Source organism: Neptunomonas phycophila, from assembly GCF_001922575.1.
GTDB lineage: Bacteria > Pseudomonadota > Gammaproteobacteria > Pseudomonadales > Balneatricaceae > Neptunomonas > Neptunomonas phycophila.
In genome coordinates, this window is the sequence record NZ_MRCI01000004.1 from 32,135 (window position 1) to 49,083 (window position 16,949).

A 16,949-nucleotide genomic window follows, 5' to 3' on the forward strand; every position below is an offset into this window, starting at 1 on the left:
TGATTTGCTACTAGGGCGATGATGGAAGTTATTCGAGGTTTGCATAACCTGCGGGACAAGCACCGAGGCTGTGTGGCGACTATAGGCAATTTTGATGGCGTGCACCTTGGCCATCAAAAAGTGCTTGAGCAAGTCAAGAATAAAGCCCGCGATCTGGGTTTGCCGACTACTGTCATTATATTTGAGCCTCAACCGAGAGAGTTTTTTGGTGGGGATGCTGTGCCGGCTAGACTAACGCGCTTTGACGAAAAAGTGCGATTACTAGCGGATCAAGAAATCGACCGCGTGCTGTGTTTGCCCTTTAATGAGCAGCTCAGGCAGATGACTGCAGCCGAATTTGTGGAAAGCTTGTTGTTGAAAGGGCTTGCTGTTCAACATTTTGTTGTTGGTGATGACTTTCGTTTTGGTTGTGACCGTGCCGGCGATTACGCCATGCTGTGTGAAGTGGGGCATGAACAAGGCTTTTCGGTTGAACACACGCTGACTTACACGGTTGGTGAGGAAAGAGTAAGTAGCACTCGTATACGTAAGGCCTTGGCAGAACATGATTTTGTGCTGGCACAGGCCTTGTTAGGGCGGCCTTATCGTATAACTGGGCGTGTAATGCATGGTCAAAAGTTGGGACGGCAGTTAGGCGTGCCCACAGCAAACGTGAGAATGCATCGTTTTGCCGCACCGCTGCGTGGTGTCTATACCGTAAGCGTTCAGTTGGCGGGCCGGCCATTAGCCAATGGAGTATGTAACATTGGTTTGAGGCCTACCGTGGGCGGGACGCGCCCTGTGCTTGAGGTACATCTACTGGATTTTAGTGGTGACCTGTATGGCAAATTACTCAGTGTAGAATTTAAAACGTTTCTGCGAAGCGAGCAGAAATTCGATGGGCTAGAGCAGCTCAAATCCGCATTATTTACCGATATTCAAGCGGCAAAGGACTTTTTCTTGTCGCAAAACTCATCTGGAAGACAGGCATGACCGATTATAAAGCGACATTGAATTTACCGGATACAGCTTTCCCTATGCGTGGCAATCTTGCAAAACGCGAACCCGATATGCTTAAGGCATGGCAGGATAAGGGGCTTTATCAAAAAATTCGTGAAATTAGCGCCGGTCGTCCTGTGTTTATTTTGCATGATGGCCCTCCTTACGCTAATGGCAATATTCACTTGGGGCATGCTGTTAACAAAGTGCTAAAAGATATTATTGTTAAAGCGAAAACACTGGATGGTTACGATGCGCCTTATGTCCCAGGTTGGGACTGTCATGGCTTACCTATAGAACACAAGGTCGAGGTAACTTACGGTAAAAATATGGGCGCGGACAAAACGCGTGAGCTGTGCCGTGAATATGCGCAAACTCAGATTGAAGGCCAAAAAGAGGACTTCATTCGGTTGGGTGTTTTTGCTGATTGGGATAATCCGTATAAAACCATGGATTTTGCTAATGAGGCTGGAGAAATTCGCGCCTTAGCTAAAATGGTTGAGGGTGGTTATGTCTTCAAAGGGCTAAAGCCTGTTAACTGGTGCTTTGATTGCGGTTCGGCTTTGGCTGAGGCTGAAGTGGAATACCAAGATAAAAAATCACTGGCTATTGATGTTGCTTTCCACTGTGTTGAAGCGGATAAATTGGCGACTGCATTTGGCCTTAACGAGCTGACTAAGCCCGCCTTTGCTGTTATTTGGACGACAACCCCTTGGACGATTCCAGCCAACCAAGCGATGAATATTCACCCTGGGTTTGAGTATGCGTTAGTTGATACGGGTGATCGTCTATTGTTACTTGCGGCTGATTTGGTTGAAGAGTCATTAGCGCGCTATGAACTTGAAGGCACGGTTGTAGCTAAGGCTGCAGGGCAAACGTTAGAGCATATTAACTTCCAGCATCCACTCTATGATCGTTTGTCGCCTTTGTATTTGGCTGACTATGTTGGGATCGATGCGGGTACAGGTATTGTTCACTCCGCTCCTGCTTATGGTGAGGATGACTTCGCAACATGTCGCCACTATGGCATGGCTTTTGATCAAATACTCAATTTGGTCAAAGCTGATGGGGTTTACATCGAGGATCTTCCATTCTTTGGCGGTATGTCTATTTGGGATGCGAATCCAGAGATTGTCACTAAGCTAAGTGAATCGGATCGGTTGCTAAGCTGCAAAACGATTAAGCATAGTTATATGCACTGCTGGCGCCATAAAACGCCTCTTATTTATCGTGCTACGGCTCAGTGGTTTGTTGGCATGGATAAACAGGCTTCTAATGGTGATACGTTACGCGAGCAGGCGTTAAGTGCTATAGAGCAAACGAAATTTGTCCCTGCGTGGGGTAAGCCGCGTTTACACGGCATGATCGTCAACCGCCCTGATTGGTGTATTTCCCGACAGCGGAACTGGGGTGTGCCTATCCCGTTCTTCTTGCATAAGGAAAGCGGTGAGCTTCACCCGAACACTGTTGCGCTAATGGAGCAGGTCGCGCTGAAAGTCGAGCAAGAGGGGATCGAGGCGTGGTTTAAGCTGGATGCCGCTGAGTTGCTGGGGAATGAGGCTGATCAGTACGAAAAAGTTACCGATACGCTGGATGTGTGGTTTGACTCTGGGACAACGCATTGGCATGTATTACGTGGTTCGCACTCAATGGGGCATGAACAAGGCCCGCGTGCCGATTTGTACTTAGAAGGTTCTGATCAGCACCGAGGGTGGTTCCATTCGTCGTTGTTGACAGGCTGTGCAATTGACGGTCATGCGCCGTATCGTGAGTTGCTCACTCATGGTTTCACCGTCGATGAAAAAGGCTACAAAATGTCTAAGTCGCTAGGGAACGTCATTGTTCCTCAAGAAGTGACCGATACATTAGGCGCCGATATATTACGTTTGTGGATCGCCTCTACTGACTATTCAGGAGAGATGGCGGTATCTAAGCAGATTTTGCAACGTACGGCTGACTCTTATCGTCGAATCCGTAATACGTCGCGCTTTTTGTTGGCGAACCTAAATGGTTTTAATCCCGAAACAGATCTGGTTGCGCCTGATGATATGCTGGCTCTAGACCGTTGGGCGGTTGATGCGGCTGCACAGTTACAAGTAAAAGTAATTGAAGCTTACAATAGCTACCGTTTCCTGGATGTATATCAACAGGTTCATCATTTCTGTGTTCAAGAATTGGGTGGTTTCTATTTAGATATCATTAAAGACCGTCAATACACCACAAAAGCAGATAGTTTAGCGCGCCACTCCTGTCAGACGGCTTTGTTCCATATCGCGCAAGCGCTGACACGATGGATAGCGCCTATTCTTAGCTTTACGTCTGATGAGATTTACGAAGCGTTGCCTGGTGAAGGTAAAAAAGAAAGTATTTTCTTAGATGCATGGTATACCAACTTATTTGAGTTGAGCGCGGACGATAGCTTTGGGCGTGATTTTTGGGGTCGTATTTTAGCCGTAAAAGACGCAGTGAATAAATCACTTGAGCAGGCGCGGACAGAGAAACTGGTAAAAGCTTCTTTATCGACTGAGATTACCTTGTATGTCGACGATGAAATATATCAGGACTTGCAGCGCTTGAAAGATGAAGTGCGGTTTGTGCTTATTACATCGGAAGTCATTCTGAAGCCGATATCGGAAGCAGTGGACACGCGTGATACAGAGCTGCCGGGCTTGAAAGTGTCTTTGAAAACGTCCGAACATGCTAAATGTGAGCGTTGCTGGCATCACCGTGAGGACGTGGGGACGCATAACGACCACCCTGAGTTGTGCGGTCGTTGTATTGAAAACGTATATGGTGAAGGTGAAGCGCGACAGTTCGCATAATGAATTATGGATTTACCTACTTCTACTATGAATAAACGAACAGGGTCACTGTCGTGGTTGTGGCTAACGGCAGTGGTTATCGCATTAGATTTGGGCACCAAGTATATAGCTGATACGACGCTGAATTATGGTGACCCACACTCGATACTACCCGTGTTAGATATGACGTTGCTCTACAATACAGGAGCTGCGTTTAGCTTTTTGGCCCAAGCCGCAGGGTGGCAACGCTGGCTGTTTGTGCTCATTGCGATCGCTGTGAGTATTATGTTGACCGTATGGCTTAAGCGCACGGATAAAGCGCAATGGTGGCTTGGTATGGGGTTGGCTTTAATTCTTGGTGGTGCAATCGGTAACTTATATGACCGGATAGTCCAAGGTTATGTGGTGGATTTTATTTCAGTCCACTACAACGCTTACTATTTTCCTGCATTTAATCTGGCGGATACCGCTATTACGATTGGGGCTGCTTTGTTGATTATCGATATGATATTTTTAGAAAAGCAACGCGAGCCTGCATCAGATCAAACATAAAGTTGGAGTACAAATGAGTCAGTTAGTTATCGGCCCAGAAACTAAAGTGACACTGCACTTTGAGATACGTTTAGAAAATGGTGATGTTGTTGATAGTAACTTTGACAAACAACCTGCCAGCTTTTCGATCGGAGACGGTAGCATGTTGGCCGGTTTTGAGGCCGCTTTATTTGGTTTGAAAGTGGGTGAGCGAAAGGTATTAGCGATAACGCCAGAGCATGGCTTTGGGATGCCTAATCCTAGTAATCTGCATAAGATTGAGCGTGGCAACTTTGCCGATATTGATTTAGAACCAGGAGTGGTGGTGTCTTTTCAAGATCCAAGTGGTGAGCTGCCAGGTGTTATTCGCTCTTTTGATGATCAATTTGTTGAAGTGGATTTTAACCATCCACTTGCCGGTAAGCATCTTGAATTTGAAGTGGAAATAATCGATATAGCCGCTTAATGTAAGCATGGAATTCTTCGGGCCATGGATGGTCTTGTCTTTCTTGAGTGTTACTTTTTGACAACATATGTCTATTAAGTGGCAACCTCACTCATGTCAACATATACTTGATTTAATCTGTTTGGTTTTTATACAGTTTTCATCCGTACAATTCATCAAACGTCAAGGATGATGACAGCGGCAAGGAATACAATCGGCATGGTTCGTACACTAAGTTTTTGGCGGTTATTACTATGCGCTTGATGCGTGGATTTACATTAATTGAGCTGATGGTCACGATTGCTGTGCTGGCTATTATTGTGACGATAGGTATTCCTGGTTTTTCGAATCTTATCCGTAATACGACAGCATCGGGTTTGAGCAATGACATGGTAGGAACATTTCAGTTTGCGCGCAGCGAAGCTGTGAATCGTAACGAGCTCGTTGGGGTTTGCTCAGGTCAAACGGTAGCTGCTTGCGGTGCAGGTTGGACAAATGGCTGGATCGTCTTTGTTGTTAGTGATGGCGCTATCCTAAGGCGTTGGGAAGCGCCTGACTCAGACGCGATTATTAATCAAGATGCTGGCGCCAATAGCACTATTATATTTGGCGGTGATGGTAGAGCTGTAAGCGCAACTAATATTAATATGAATATCGATGGGTGCACGGATAATGAAGAGCGCGTATTAAGTATAAATACGTTAGGGCGTGTATCGATTCGTCGAGTTGCCTGTGCCACTTCTTCAAGTAGTTAATAAGTTAGTAAAAAACGCGGGGCGTAGAGTTGAGCGAAAAGTTACCTGAGTATGTGCGCCGTCAAGGTGGCGTAGGTTTGATTGAAGTGCTAGTGACATTAATCGTTTTGTCGATTGGGTTGTTAGGTTTTGCGTCATTACAAGTTCGCTCTGTTCAAATGAATCAAAGTGCAATGTCGCGAACCCAAGCGATTAATGCCGCTTATGATATTGTCGATCGAGTTATGGTTAACAAATCAGCAGCAGCGTTAAATACCTACGCTATCGCTATCGGCGCTGCGCCACCTAGCATGCCCACTACTATTGATTCACCAACGACAAGGGCTCAAGCTGATTTAAATGAATGGTTTCAGCAGGTCCAGCAGTTACCCTCAGGTGATGCCAGCTTAACTATAGTTGGCGCTAATGAGCAGCTAGAAGTCATAGTGTGCTGGGATGATGAACGTGGCCAAGGCGGAGCTTCAAGTGCTGGAAACTGTGGTGCTGATGGTTTGACTTTTTTTCGATTTCTGGCTGATATCTGATGAATAAAAAGTGCATTTGTAAGCAAAGCCAAGCGGGTTTTTCATTAATAGAGTTAATGGTCGCCTTGGTGCTTGGGTTAGTGCTGATGGGCGCTGTTGTTAATAGTTTTTTAAGCTCTAGCCAGACCTACCGTGTTCAAGAAGCTTTGTCTCGCTCGCAAGAGTCAGCTCGATTTGCGTTAGAAATTATAGGGCAAGAATTGAGGATGGCTGGGTTTGATAACCCTAGAGGAGCTGTTTTGCAGGGGTTTGTGGCAACGGAGGCTGATGCTAATTTGCCTTCTCCTGCTAGTGTGCTTGATACGAGAACCAGCGAAGTTATTTATATTGTGGCGCACGGAGATGGCGGCGATCTTTCCATTTATGTGGCTCCTGATGGTCAATCTGGGTTGCCAACACTGTATATAGATAACCAGCCTAGCGTTGAAGGTGTCGCGGATATTCAGTTTGAATACGGTATAAACAATGGTTCAGATTTGGACGAGGTCGATCAATTTCAAACAGCGGCCTTTGTTCCGGATTGGGAAGATGTGATCGCCGTAAGGGTTAACCTGCTCGTTTCTGCAGGGGATGCGGGTTTGGTTGATAATGCAATGACCTTTGCCGCAGGTACTCCTTTTAATGGATTTGATACCAGCGATCGTCGGATGTACCAAGTTTTTTCTACTACCGTTGCTTTACGTAATGCGATGTTAAATAAATAAACAGGGGTTTGGGTTTTATGGCACGGGATGACCGTCATTGTCGCTACATACAGAAAGAGTCAGGAGCCGCGTTGATTGTTGCTCTTGTGATGCTCTTGTTGATGGCTATTATCGGTGTTACTGCGATGCAAGGTGTCACATTGCAGGAAAAAATGACCGGCAATATGCGCGATAATCAAACGGCACTGTTTGCTGGTGAAATAGCATTAGACTACGCTGAAAGTTGGGTGGACTCTGAAGTAAATCCACCCGATAGCACAAGCTATGATGATTGTTCCGGTTGTGACGTGATAGGCACGGCGGTGTCAGATGATAACCCTACAGAGGTTGGGTTGCTTGGAAGTGATGCCGCTTATACCGCTTGGAAAAACCGAGCTAAAACGTTTGGTAATAACGTATTGGGCAATATAGCCGCTACTGATATTGATGGCCTTGCCGCGCAGCCTGAGTTCTTATTGGAATTCATGCTCCCTTCTAGCAGTGTTGATCCAGAAGATTACTTTGATGGGACCGGCATAGACACGTCTTCGGTCTCATGCACTAAGCCTGATACCTTCAATACAGGGGAAGGTGTCACTAAATACGATTATTGTTATCGCATTACAGCCGAAGCATTAGGGGCAAGTGATCAAGGTAAAGTGATTCTCCAAACCGAATATATCAAGCGTTATAACTGAGGAAGATATATGCGTTTTTTTGATGTTAAGTTATTGGTATCCAGCGTGTTGTGCTTCATGTCTCTCCATAGTGCAGCAGGCCAGTTAGGATTGGCAACCAGTCCTTTGACCGTGTCTACCAATGCACTGCCTAATATTATGTTGTTAATGGATACCTCAGGAAGCATGAATGCCATCATAGAAGATGATGGCTATACAGGTCCTAGTACAGCAGTGGACCAGTGGGACTATCGTGATACGAATAGCGGTAGTCTTTCAGATTGGTGGGCTTGGACTGAAATAGATTTGATCGCGGGTTATGTTAGCAGGGGGGCTTTACGTCAAGGGGAGTGTAGTTTTGGGTATTTTCAATTTAGAAAACAGTCAACTAATGAATCCAAATGCCTTGCAATCCCGGCTGCCTTGGATAGTGACAATAATAGTCTAGGCAACAGCACGCTCTACTCCGCTGGATATCTTACTTATTTGTTGAACACTTATGCTAACAATACTAATTTGTCGGGGGTTATACCGACAGAATATCGCATGGACGTTGCAAAAGAGGTAGCAAAAGAGCTTATCGAACAAACAAGCCCTGCTGGTAGCCCTAAAGCACGGTTTGGTTTAAGCCGCTTCAACGGCTCTACCAATAACGGTGCATTAATGTTAGCCGCCTGTAACCAAGATACATCAAACATTACGGGTAATAATATTATTAGCTCAATAGACAGCTTGTCCGCATTCGGTGCTACGCCACTCGCTGAGGCGTTGTATGACGTGACACGGTATTTTAGAGGACTGTCTAGTACATATGGTAACTTCTCCAATTTATTGTTTCCTAGCCCTATTCAATATAGGTGCCAGCAAAATTTCGCCATTGTATTAACTGATGGCTTTCCCACATTAGATAATAATTTTCCTAATAACGATTCCTATGGTGTGAGTTCTGAAAATTCAGGAAAAAATTTGCCTGATTGGGACGGCTTAAGTCCTACTACTCTGGAAGGCCAATATCCTAACTTCCCTCAGTATTCTGATGGATACGATGTGAATAGCACTTCTGGAAGTGCTGAGGGAACCACGCTGTATTTAGATGACATTGCATTATTTGCTCAAGAGTTAGACCTTAAACCAAATGGTAGTGAGTTAGATAATGACGGGAAAAGTTATAACGACCCTAACTTTCTGCAGCAAAACCTCAATACTTATACTGTGGGCTTTAGTATTGATAACCAGATGTTGAACGATGCTGCAGAATACGGTACGGGAGAGGCTTTTACAGCTAATAATAGGGAGCAGCTACTGGCAGCCTTAACCGCTGCAGTGGACTCAATCATCGCGCGCTCCGGCTCTGCTGCTTCTGCGGCGGCTAGTTCAGGTAGCGTGCAAGAAGGTACGAAGGTTTATCAGGCTCGTTTCAACAGTAGTGATTGGTCTGGTCAACTCTTAGCGTTTGAATTTGATGAAGATGGAAATTTAGATACGTCCAATACGGCGGTATCCGAAGGTGCGCTATGGGATGCCGGTTCGAATATTCCTGCTTGGAGCGAAAGAAATATTTTCAGCAATAACACTAGTGGCGGCATTCGTTTTCGTTGGGGGCAGTTCACTGCTTTAGAAAAACTAGACTACTTCAGTAACAATCAATCTTTACTGCAGTATATCCGAGGACGCCAAGGCTTTGATGAGTTCAGAGCAAGAACCTCTCTGTTAGGCGATATCGTGAACTCAACCCCTAAGTTCCAAGGTCCGCCCGATTCAGACTATTCTGAAAGTTTAGAGTCGGAAAGCTATGCCAGTTTCAAAACGACTTATGCCAATCGAGACCCATTAGTATATGTAGGTGCCAATGATGGCATGCTCCATGCCTTTGATGCTGAAACAGGTACCGAGCGTATGGCCTTCATCCCCAGTGCTGTGTTGCCTAACTTGGAGTCTTTATCAGATACCGGGTATTCACATCAATATTTCGTCGATGGTACCCCAACCATTCGGGATGCCTTTGTGGGGGGCGAATGGCGAACAATTCTAGTTGGGGGGCTTAACCTAGGTGGTAAGTCTATTTACGCATTAGATGTCACCGATCCTTCTCAATTTAGTGAATCGAATGATAACGCACAGCAGCTATTCAAATGGGAGTTCACTAATGAAGGTTTGGGCTTTACCTATAGCCAGCCTCTGATTGTGAAGCTGCATGATGGAAAATGGTATGCCGTTTTCGGTAGCGGGTACAACCCCGACATAGCAGACGGTGATGGACGTATTTTTATTGTCGATTTAGATACCGGGACGCTTACCAAAACGCTGACAACGAACGTCGGTATCGTTGAGGACTTGACGGGCTTAGCCCGTCCTAATGGTATTGGTAAAATAGCTCCGGTTGATTTAAATAACGATAATGTGGTCGATTATATTTATGCTGGTGACCTCTTTGGTAACTTGTGGAAGTTTGATCTGACAGGCTCAAGTCCAAGCGATTGGGCGTTAGATTATAAGTTATTTGAAGCATGCAGCGGTGTCTGTACTAATAGCGTTACGAGCCTTTTGAGCGATAATCACCAAGCTATTACAACCCAGCCTGTTGTCGGTAGTCATTCATCAGGAAAAGGGGTAATGGTGTATTTCGGGACGGGCAAATACTTAGAAACGACCGATAACAACGGTGCATCGGGCGGGGTTCAGAGTATTTATGGTATCTGGGATACAGGTGACCCGAACGGGGTCTCAGGTAGATCACAGCTGCAAGAGCAGAGTATTATGACAGAAGGTACCCATACCTTTACGGATGATAATGATACAGAAACTACCAGTGATGATACGTCTGTTTCTAACGAGTATCGAATTACTACCTCAATCCCATTAGAGGCGAATGATAAAGGGTGGTATCTAGATTTAGTCTCACCAACTAATGGTGAAGAAGGCGAGCGTCAAGTTACCGATATCGTCTTGCGGCGCGGAGTTTTGTATTTTAATACCAGTATCCCAGAAGCTGATACATGCAGCCCTACGGGTACATCATGGCTGATGGCCGTGAATGCTGAAAATGGCAATGCGACGCATAGTTCTACCTTCGATTATAACCAAGATGGTGTTTATGATGATGAAGATAAGGTCTCTGATGTTATTGCCTCTGGTATCAAATCTGACTCCAATGCGGCGCCGGTTATTCTTGCAGGCGATAATCAAGATGTTGTAATAGGTAACGATAGTTGCGACGGCACTGATTCATGTATAGAAGGAGTGAACAAAGGTACAGGTTTAGGGCGCCAGTATTGGAGGCAAATTTTTCAATGAAATATTTAAAAGACTTTCTTAAAGTGGGTGTTGTGAGTATCTCTTTACTTACATCAGGGCTATCTTTTGCATTGAATGGTCAAGGTAATATTGAAAGCATCAATAGGACAAAAGCCGTTATTATAACTATCGCGGGTGTTTCGTACCGTGTTCCGCGCAATTTGAAAATAAGCATTGGCCCTGAGAAAATTTATTCTGCTGATCTTAATGAAGGGGATTTGGTGGCCTTTGAAGCAACAGAACCAAAGAACAGCCAATTACCAAAAATTACATCAATGGAAGTGGTGCTTTATTAATGCCTCATAAATCAGAAGGTTTTACTCTAATAGAGCTGATGATTACCGTTGCTATTATTGGTATTTTGGCCGCTATTGCTTACCCTGCTTATCAAAATTTTGTTTTAAAGTCTTGGCGGGAGTCAGCTAAAGGGTGTTTGTTGGATTTGTCTCAAGCCATGGAACGAGGGTTCTCAACCAGCTCTCCAATGGCATATACGAACACGATACCTGGGTTGGCTTGTACTTCTGATTCAGGTATGGACAGCCGATATACTTTTGCTTTCAGTGTAAATACGACCACCACTTACACAATTACGGCGACTCCTTCTGGAGCTCAAGCTGGCGATGATTGCGGTACTTTAAGTATGGATCATACGGGCAGCAGAGGTGCTAGTTCTGGATCTAATTGTTGGTAAATTTAAGGGAGGTTTAAATTTGCCAAGCTAATTTACATTCTTAAATCATTGTTATTCAAGGAGGAAAACAATGGCTCGCTTATCGGACAAGGATTTATGTCAAGATGCGCTTAATCACAGTGATACTATTAAACAAAAAGGCTTCTCCCTCATTGAGCTGTTAGTCACGCTCGTTATTTCAGTTATTATTATCACTCTTGCCATCCCCGCCTTTACTCGTTGGATAAGTCAAAACGAGTTATCAAGCTCTGCCTTGTTATTTCGTCATGTAATGTCTGATGCTCGCTCGGAGGCTGTTAAACTAGGCCGTCCTGTTCGCTTGTGTAGCCGTGATGGTGCTTTGTTAGCTTGCGCAGGAACCTCGCTTACTGGAACCAGAGACTGGAGCCATGGCGCGATATTATTTTTAGATGTAGATGATAATCGCGCTTATGAGGCGAATACTGATTTGCTTTTACGTGCCTTTGAGTTACCTACAGCGCTATCGGCAACATGGAATCGAGGTCATAGTTTGTCATTCTTGCCGTCAGGGCGCATGAATTGGGGCTCTAATGGTACTTTTAAGCTTACGAGTAGTAACGAATTAATAAGCCCTGTTCATTTAGTTGTGGGCATACAGGGACGTATTCGTTCATTTGAACCATGAAATCCCCTACACTGTCGCTTATCGTTTCAAATAAGAAATACAGACGTCAAGATAGCGATTAGTGATAAATATGAGTGATTTTTTAGTAGTAGGCGGCGGTGTTATCGGTTTGATGCTTACACGAGAGCTAGCTTTAGCTGGCGCGAGCGTCACTTTGGTTGAGCGAGGGACGTGTGCAAAGGAGGCTTCTTGGGCAGGCGGAGGGATCGTTTCTCCTTTATACCCATGGCGCTATTCTTCAGCGGTAACTCAACTGGCAACTTGGTCTCAATCGTCTTATGTCCATTTAGCGGCAACCTTAACCGAAGAAACCGGCATTGATCCTGAGTTACGTCAAAAAGGCATGTACATGGTCGATGTTGAGGACCGTGACGCAGCGTTATCGTGGGCGGCAGCGTATCACCGCCCCTTGGTGGCAGTTGAAGCGAGTCACTTATATCACCATGAACCTGAGTTTGCTTCTGGTTATGAGTCGGCCTTATGGATGCCTGAGGTAAGCAGCATACGTAACCCTCGTTTGGGACAGGCTCTGCGCCGAAGTGTGATGGATTTAAAACAGGTTACATTACAAGAAAATACGGGTGTTGAGCGTTTTGTCGTTGAAGGGGAAACCGTCCTCGGCGTTCAAACATCTCAGGGAAATATTATGGCTGGGCATACAGTCGTTGCGTCAGGCTCTTGGACGGGGCATTTATTAGGTGGGCTATCAGTCTCTTTGCCGGTTGAGCCGGTTAAGGGGCAAATGATGGTCTTTAAAGCAGAGCCTAATATTGTTAATCGGGTTATTTTGATGGCCGGGCGTTATGTCATTCCACGAAGTGATGGGCGCATTTTAGTTGGTAGTACGCTTGAGCATGAGGGGTTTAATAAGCAAATCACTGAGAGTGCTCGGGAGTCTCTGTATCAAACAGCAGTGGGTATTATTCCGAGGTTAGCTGATTTTCCGGTAGAGCATCATTGGGCCGGGTTGAGGCCTGGGTCTCCTGAAGGAATCCCTTTTATAGGAGAGGTGCCGGGTTATCAAGGCATTTCTGTGAATGCAGGACAGTACCGAAACGGCTTGGTGTTAGCGCCTGCCTCTACTCGTTTGCAAGCTGATTTATTATTAGGACAAACACCGGTTATAGATCCACGTCCATACCAATTAGCTGGGCGGCTCGGTTCACTTTAATAAGCCGCTCAGTGATAGGTTATTAGCGCCGTATCAACCATGAAGATGGGGGCTATTGGTGTTGTCTAGCTATAAACCGTCATCGTAGATAGTTGGGATGGCTTCACGCTTGTGCTGTGTCTTGATGAAAATGCTAACAATACGGGCTTCTACTTCGCTGCTTACTGGCTTTCCTTCGAGGAAGTTGTCGATGTCATCATAGGAGAGCCCAAGTGCTTGTTCATCTGCTTTTTGAGGGGCAAGGCATTCTAAGTCAGCGGTTGGCGTTTTCTCAACAAGAATGTCTGGAGCACCGAGTGTTTTGGCGAGTAAGCGAACTTGGCGCTTGCTCAGGCCAAATAGAGGCACTAAATCGCAGGCACCGTCACCCCACTTGGTATAGAAGCCTGTGATATTTTCCGCTGAATGATCTGTACCCAATACTAAGCCGCCAAGAATACCGGCTATTTTATATTGCGCCACCATACGAGCGCGAGCTTTAACATTGCCTTTTGCAAAGTCGATAGCTTCTTCTGATGCTGATAAAAGCTGCTTTTCATGTAGTGCTTGAGTGACAGCGTCAACGATACCATCTGTGCCTGCTTTGACATTTACGGTGAGTGATTCAGATGGTTGAATAAAGCTAAGTGCGAGTTGTGCTTCATCTTCATCTTTTTGGATGCCGTATGGTAAACGCACAGCGACGAAACGATACGTTTGTGAGCCTGCTTCAAGATTTAGTTCGTCTACAGCAATTTGAGCTAAGCGCCCACACGTAGAAGAGTCAACACCGCCACTTATACCTAATACGAGAGTCTTAAGCCCAGAGCTTTGTAAGCGCTGTTTAATGAAAGCGACCCGTCTCGAAATTTCGTAACCGGGATCTATTTCGGGTAAAACTTTCATCTCGTCTCGGATAGCAGTGGCGTCCATTGGGTGCTCCTGAAATAGCTAATGGTCGTGTTTTATTCAAAAATGCCAAAGGTCGCACGGTGGTACCAAGGGCGCTCATTGGCTGAAGGTAGTGTATGCACGTCTTCGACTTCGATAACTTCCTCCTCAGACCCTAATAAACCAAATGTAGCTGTTTCCAACAAGGTTTTATGCTCTTGGCGGTAAGTTTTTACTGGGATGTCAGGATAATTGGTTGCCAACACTTCTTTTGATTTTGCCGCAAGGCGGTTCATACCGAGTTCGGTATAGGATTGGTACATGACAATCAACGCTTCAGGTACAGAAGGCGTTTCTTTAAGGTTTTCTACTACATAGCGGCCGCGGTTAGCTGCAGCAACAAATGCACCGCGTTTCATATAAAAACGGGCTACGTTAATTTCATGTTGGGCTAAGCGGTTTTTTAAGAAAATCATGCGTTTACGCGCATCTGGCGCATATTGGCTATCCGGGTATCGATTGAGCAATATTGAAAAGCTTTCGAAGGAATTCAGAGCCGCACCAGGGTCACGTTGAGTGATATCGATCGGTAAGTAGCGCTCTAAAAAAGTACGGTCTTGCTCAAAAGCCGTCAACCCTTTTAGATAATAGGCGTAGTCGATATTTTCGTGAGAAGGGTGCAGTCGAATAAATCGATCAGCGGCGGCACTGGCGGCGGCCGGTTCATAATTCTTATGATAGGCGTAGATTAGCTCTAATTGCGCCTGCTCGGAGTAGCGGCCAAATGGGTAGCGAGCCTCTAGAAGTTCAAGCTTTTTAACAGCATTACTATATTCGTCTTGCTCAAGGGCTTGGATTGCCTCTGAATATAGCTGTTCTTCAGGGATGTCAGGCGTTTCTTTTTCGCTTCCAAACCATGAACACGCAGACGCCATCACGGTGATGGCCACAATTCCTACTATTTTTGAAAAACGCATCTACTATTTATCCTGTTAACCAGCCTACGGAAATTCGGCGGCGTTCGTCGTATCGGTTATACTGACGTCAGTGCTTACCAGCCGCTTATTTAAACACAACCGGAAGCTAAGCAAAATCATCCGCGCAACAGATCGGTATATTGATGTCAGAAAAGATAGAATTAGAGGCAATAGTCTCTGGAGAGTTCAGTGGTAAGCGCTTAGATCAGGTAGTAGCGCAGCTGTTTTCGGACTATTCACGCTCGCGACTGCAAGAGTGGATAAAAGATGGTGCTATAACCGTAGATGGTAAGCCATCAAAGCCTCGTGAAAAGATGTTTGGTGGAGAGCGCATAGCCCTTAGTGCAGAGCTTGAAGCGATTGAGGGTCATGAGGGCGAAAATATACCGCTTGAGATCGTCTATGAAGACGATGATATTTTGGTCGTTAATAAACCGGCGGGCTTGGTTGTACATCCTGCCGTTGGGCATCGCACCGGCACGCTTATGAATGCTCTGTTATACCATATACCGGACATAGCTTTGGTGCCGAGGGCTGGCATTGTGCACCGGTTGGATATGGATACAACCGGTTTGATGGTTGTTGCCAAAACCGTGCAGGCGCAAACTGAGTTAGTAAAACAGTTACAAGAGCGCAGTATGGGGCGTGAGTATGAGGCGGTGAGTATTGGTGTTATGACCGGTGGAGGTTGCGTCGAAGAGCCTATAGCTCGTCATCCCCGAAACCGTCAGAAGATGGCCGTTGTACCGACAGGTAAAGAGGCGATAACGCACTACCGAGTCTTAGATAAGTATCGAGCGCACACTCATATACGTTTGAAACTAGAAACCGGCCGTACACATCAAATTCGTGTACACATGGCACACATTAACTATGCTCTGGTAGGAGATCCTTTTTACGGTGGTCGTTTTCGTCTACCAAAAGGTATTAGCACAGAGACTCAGGAATACTTGCGCAACTTTAAGCGCCAAGCTTTGCATGCAAAAAAACTAGAGTTATTTCATCCGGTCACCGGCGAGCTAATGTCATGGGAAGTCGACCTTCCTGAGGACTTTGCTCAACTTTTATCGGTTTTGCAGCGCGACAGAGATGAAAATGAGGCGCTTGGGTAACGAGTGCCTTGTCGCCTAAATCACACTAATCAACTGTGGGAGTAAAGATGGATTTTATACGACCTGATTGGAAAGCCCCTGCTCACATACAGGTGGCTTCGACCCTAAGGCTTGGTGGTGTGAGTAAGGCCCCGTTTGACGCTTTAAACCTAGGTGATCACGTGGATGATCACCCCGCTGCGGTCATTGAGAACCGTGAGCGACTTTTAAGCGCTTTAGACATCGAGCGTGCTCAATGGCTTACTCAGGTGCACGGTATCAAGTGTGTAGAGGCCAAAGGAGATGGGCGTGTTAGAGAAGCGGATGCATGTTGGACCGAAGACACTGGCTTAGCCTGCCTTGTTATGACTGCAGATTGTTTGCCGGTAGTTATGACTGATGGTCAGCGAGTATTAGCAGCGCATGCGGGTTGGAGAGGGTTGGCTAACGGAGTGTTAGAAGCTTCGCTGACTAACTTCGCAAGCCCTCATAACGTGCATGTCTGGCTTGGCCCCGCGATAGGTCCATTGGCGTTTGAAGTGGGGCCTGAAGTACGAGAGCGCTTCTGTGATCATAACTCCCAAGCATCCGAATGTTTTACTCCCTCTTTACGCGCAGGTAAGTGGTTGGCTGACCTTTATGAGCTTGCGCGCCTCCGTTTGTTTGAACAAGGTATTCAGCATGTCTCCGGTGGGGGCTTGTGTACATTTACTGATAAGCGTCGCTTCTTTTCGTATCGCCGCGATATTCAGACAGGCCGTATGGCAACGTTGATTTGGAAGACGGCGAGCTGACAATTTAATAAGCTACCA

At 45.8% G+C, this 16,949-nt stretch carries 17 protein-coding genes; 15 read left to right on the top strand and 2 right to left on the bottom strand.

Going from position 1 to position 16,949, the window contains the following annotated elements; genetic code table 11:
- The first annotated feature begins 18 nt into the window (after positions 1-18).
- The 13 genes from ribF to thiO all read left to right on the top strand — a co-directional run bounded on the left by ribF (position 19) and on the right by thiO (position 13,199).
- The gene (gene ribF / locus BS617_RS16845; RefSeq protein ID WP_423804080.1) at positions 19-972 is read left to right on the top strand and encodes a bifunctional riboflavin kinase/FAD synthetase; all 954 of its coding nucleotides are present in this window, start codon (positions 19-21) and stop codon (positions 970-972) included.
- Positions 969-3,800, top strand: coding sequence for an isoleucine--tRNA ligase (gene ileS, locus BS617_RS16850; protein ID WP_075174170.1), 2,832 nt, complete (start codon positions 969-971; stop codon positions 3,798-3,800). The genes ribF and ileS overlap by 4 nt, the downstream gene beginning before the upstream one ends.
- A 6-nt stretch (positions 3,801-3,806) precedes the next feature.
- Entirely contained in the window at positions 3,807-4,331 is a 525-nt protein-coding gene (lspA, locus tag BS617_RS16855) for a signal peptidase II (protein WP_075174171.1), read from the top strand.
- 13 nt (positions 4,332-4,344) lie between these two features.
- The gene (locus BS617_RS16860; RefSeq protein ID WP_075174172.1) at positions 4,345-4,776 is read left to right on the top strand and encodes an FKBP-type peptidyl-prolyl cis-trans isomerase; all 432 of its coding nucleotides are present in this window, start codon (positions 4,345-4,347) and stop codon (positions 4,774-4,776) included.
- Positions 4,777-5,009: 233 nt separating this feature from the next.
- Positions 5,010-5,510, top strand: coding sequence for a GspH/FimT family pseudopilin (locus BS617_RS16865; RefSeq protein WP_075174173.1), 501 nt, complete (start codon positions 5,010-5,012; stop codon positions 5,508-5,510).
- 29 nt (positions 5,511-5,539) lie between these two features.
- Positions 5,540-6,034 carry a type IV pilus modification protein PilV gene (pilV, locus tag BS617_RS16870; RefSeq protein ID WP_075174174.1) on the top strand — a complete coding sequence of 165 codons (495 nt, stop codon included), beginning with the start codon at positions 5,540-5,542 and terminating at the stop codon, positions 6,032-6,034.
- Entirely contained in the window at positions 6,034-6,738 is a 705-nt protein-coding gene (locus BS617_RS16875) for a PilW family protein (RefSeq protein ID WP_075174175.1), read from the top strand. Before pilV ends, BS617_RS16875 begins: the two co-directional genes overlap by 1 nt.
- Positions 6,739-6,755: 17 nt before the next feature.
- Positions 6,756-7,415, top strand: coding sequence for a pilus assembly PilX family protein (locus BS617_RS18295; RefSeq protein ID WP_075174176.1), 660 nt, complete (start codon positions 6,756-6,758; stop codon positions 7,413-7,415).
- 9 nt (positions 7,416-7,424) lie between these two features.
- Complete coding sequence (locus BS617_RS16885; protein ID WP_075174177.1) at positions 7,425-10,688, top strand: pilus assembly protein; 3,264 nt, start codon at positions 7,425-7,427, stop codon at positions 10,686-10,688.
- Entirely contained in the window at positions 10,685-10,984 is a 300-nt protein-coding gene (locus tag BS617_RS16890) for a hypothetical protein (RefSeq protein ID WP_075174178.1), read from the top strand. The genes BS617_RS16885 and BS617_RS16890 overlap by 4 nt, the downstream gene beginning before the upstream one ends.
- Complete coding sequence (locus BS617_RS18520) at positions 10,984-11,382, top strand: type IV pilin protein (protein WP_075174179.1); 399 nt, start codon at positions 10,984-10,986, stop codon at positions 11,380-11,382. Before BS617_RS16890 ends, BS617_RS18520 begins: the two co-directional genes overlap by 1 nt.
- Before the next feature lie 70 nt (positions 11,383-11,452).
- Positions 11,453-12,028, top strand: coding sequence for a GspH/FimT family pseudopilin (locus BS617_RS16900; protein WP_075174180.1), 576 nt, complete (start codon positions 11,453-11,455; stop codon positions 12,026-12,028).
- 70 nt (positions 12,029-12,098) lie between these two features.
- Positions 12,099-13,199, top strand: coding sequence for a glycine oxidase ThiO (thiO, locus tag BS617_RS16905; protein ID WP_075174181.1), 1,101 nt, complete (start codon positions 12,099-12,101; stop codon positions 13,197-13,199).
- Between the two features lie 69 nt (positions 13,200-13,268).
- Here thiO and nadE read toward each other — a convergent pair whose 3' ends face one another.
- Positions 13,269-14,111 (bottom strand): NAD(+) synthase, encoded by an 843-nt coding sequence (gene nadE, locus BS617_RS16910; protein WP_075174182.1) that lies wholly within the window; start codon positions 14,109-14,111, stop codon positions 13,269-13,271.
- 32 nt (positions 14,112-14,143) lie between these two features.
- Positions 14,144-15,046, bottom strand: coding sequence for an outer membrane protein assembly factor BamD (locus BS617_RS16915; protein WP_075174183.1), 903 nt, complete (start codon positions 15,044-15,046; stop codon positions 14,144-14,146).
- Positions 15,047-15,189: 143 nt separating this feature from the next.
- On the opposite strand from BS617_RS16915, the gene rluD reads away from it, so the two are divergent.
- Together rluD and pgeF are read left to right on the top strand one after the other, a co-directional pair.
- Positions 15,190-16,158: a 23S rRNA pseudouridine(1911/1915/1917) synthase RluD gene (rluD, locus tag BS617_RS16920; RefSeq protein WP_075174184.1), complete on the top strand. Its 969-nt coding sequence runs from the start codon at positions 15,190-15,192 to the stop codon at positions 16,156-16,158.
- A 47-nt stretch (positions 16,159-16,205) separates the two neighbouring features.
- Positions 16,206-16,931: a peptidoglycan editing factor PgeF gene (pgeF, locus tag BS617_RS16925; RefSeq protein ID WP_075174185.1), complete on the top strand. Its 726-nt coding sequence runs from the start codon at positions 16,206-16,208 to the stop codon at positions 16,929-16,931.
- The last annotated feature ends 18 nt before the right edge of the window (positions 16,932-16,949 follow it).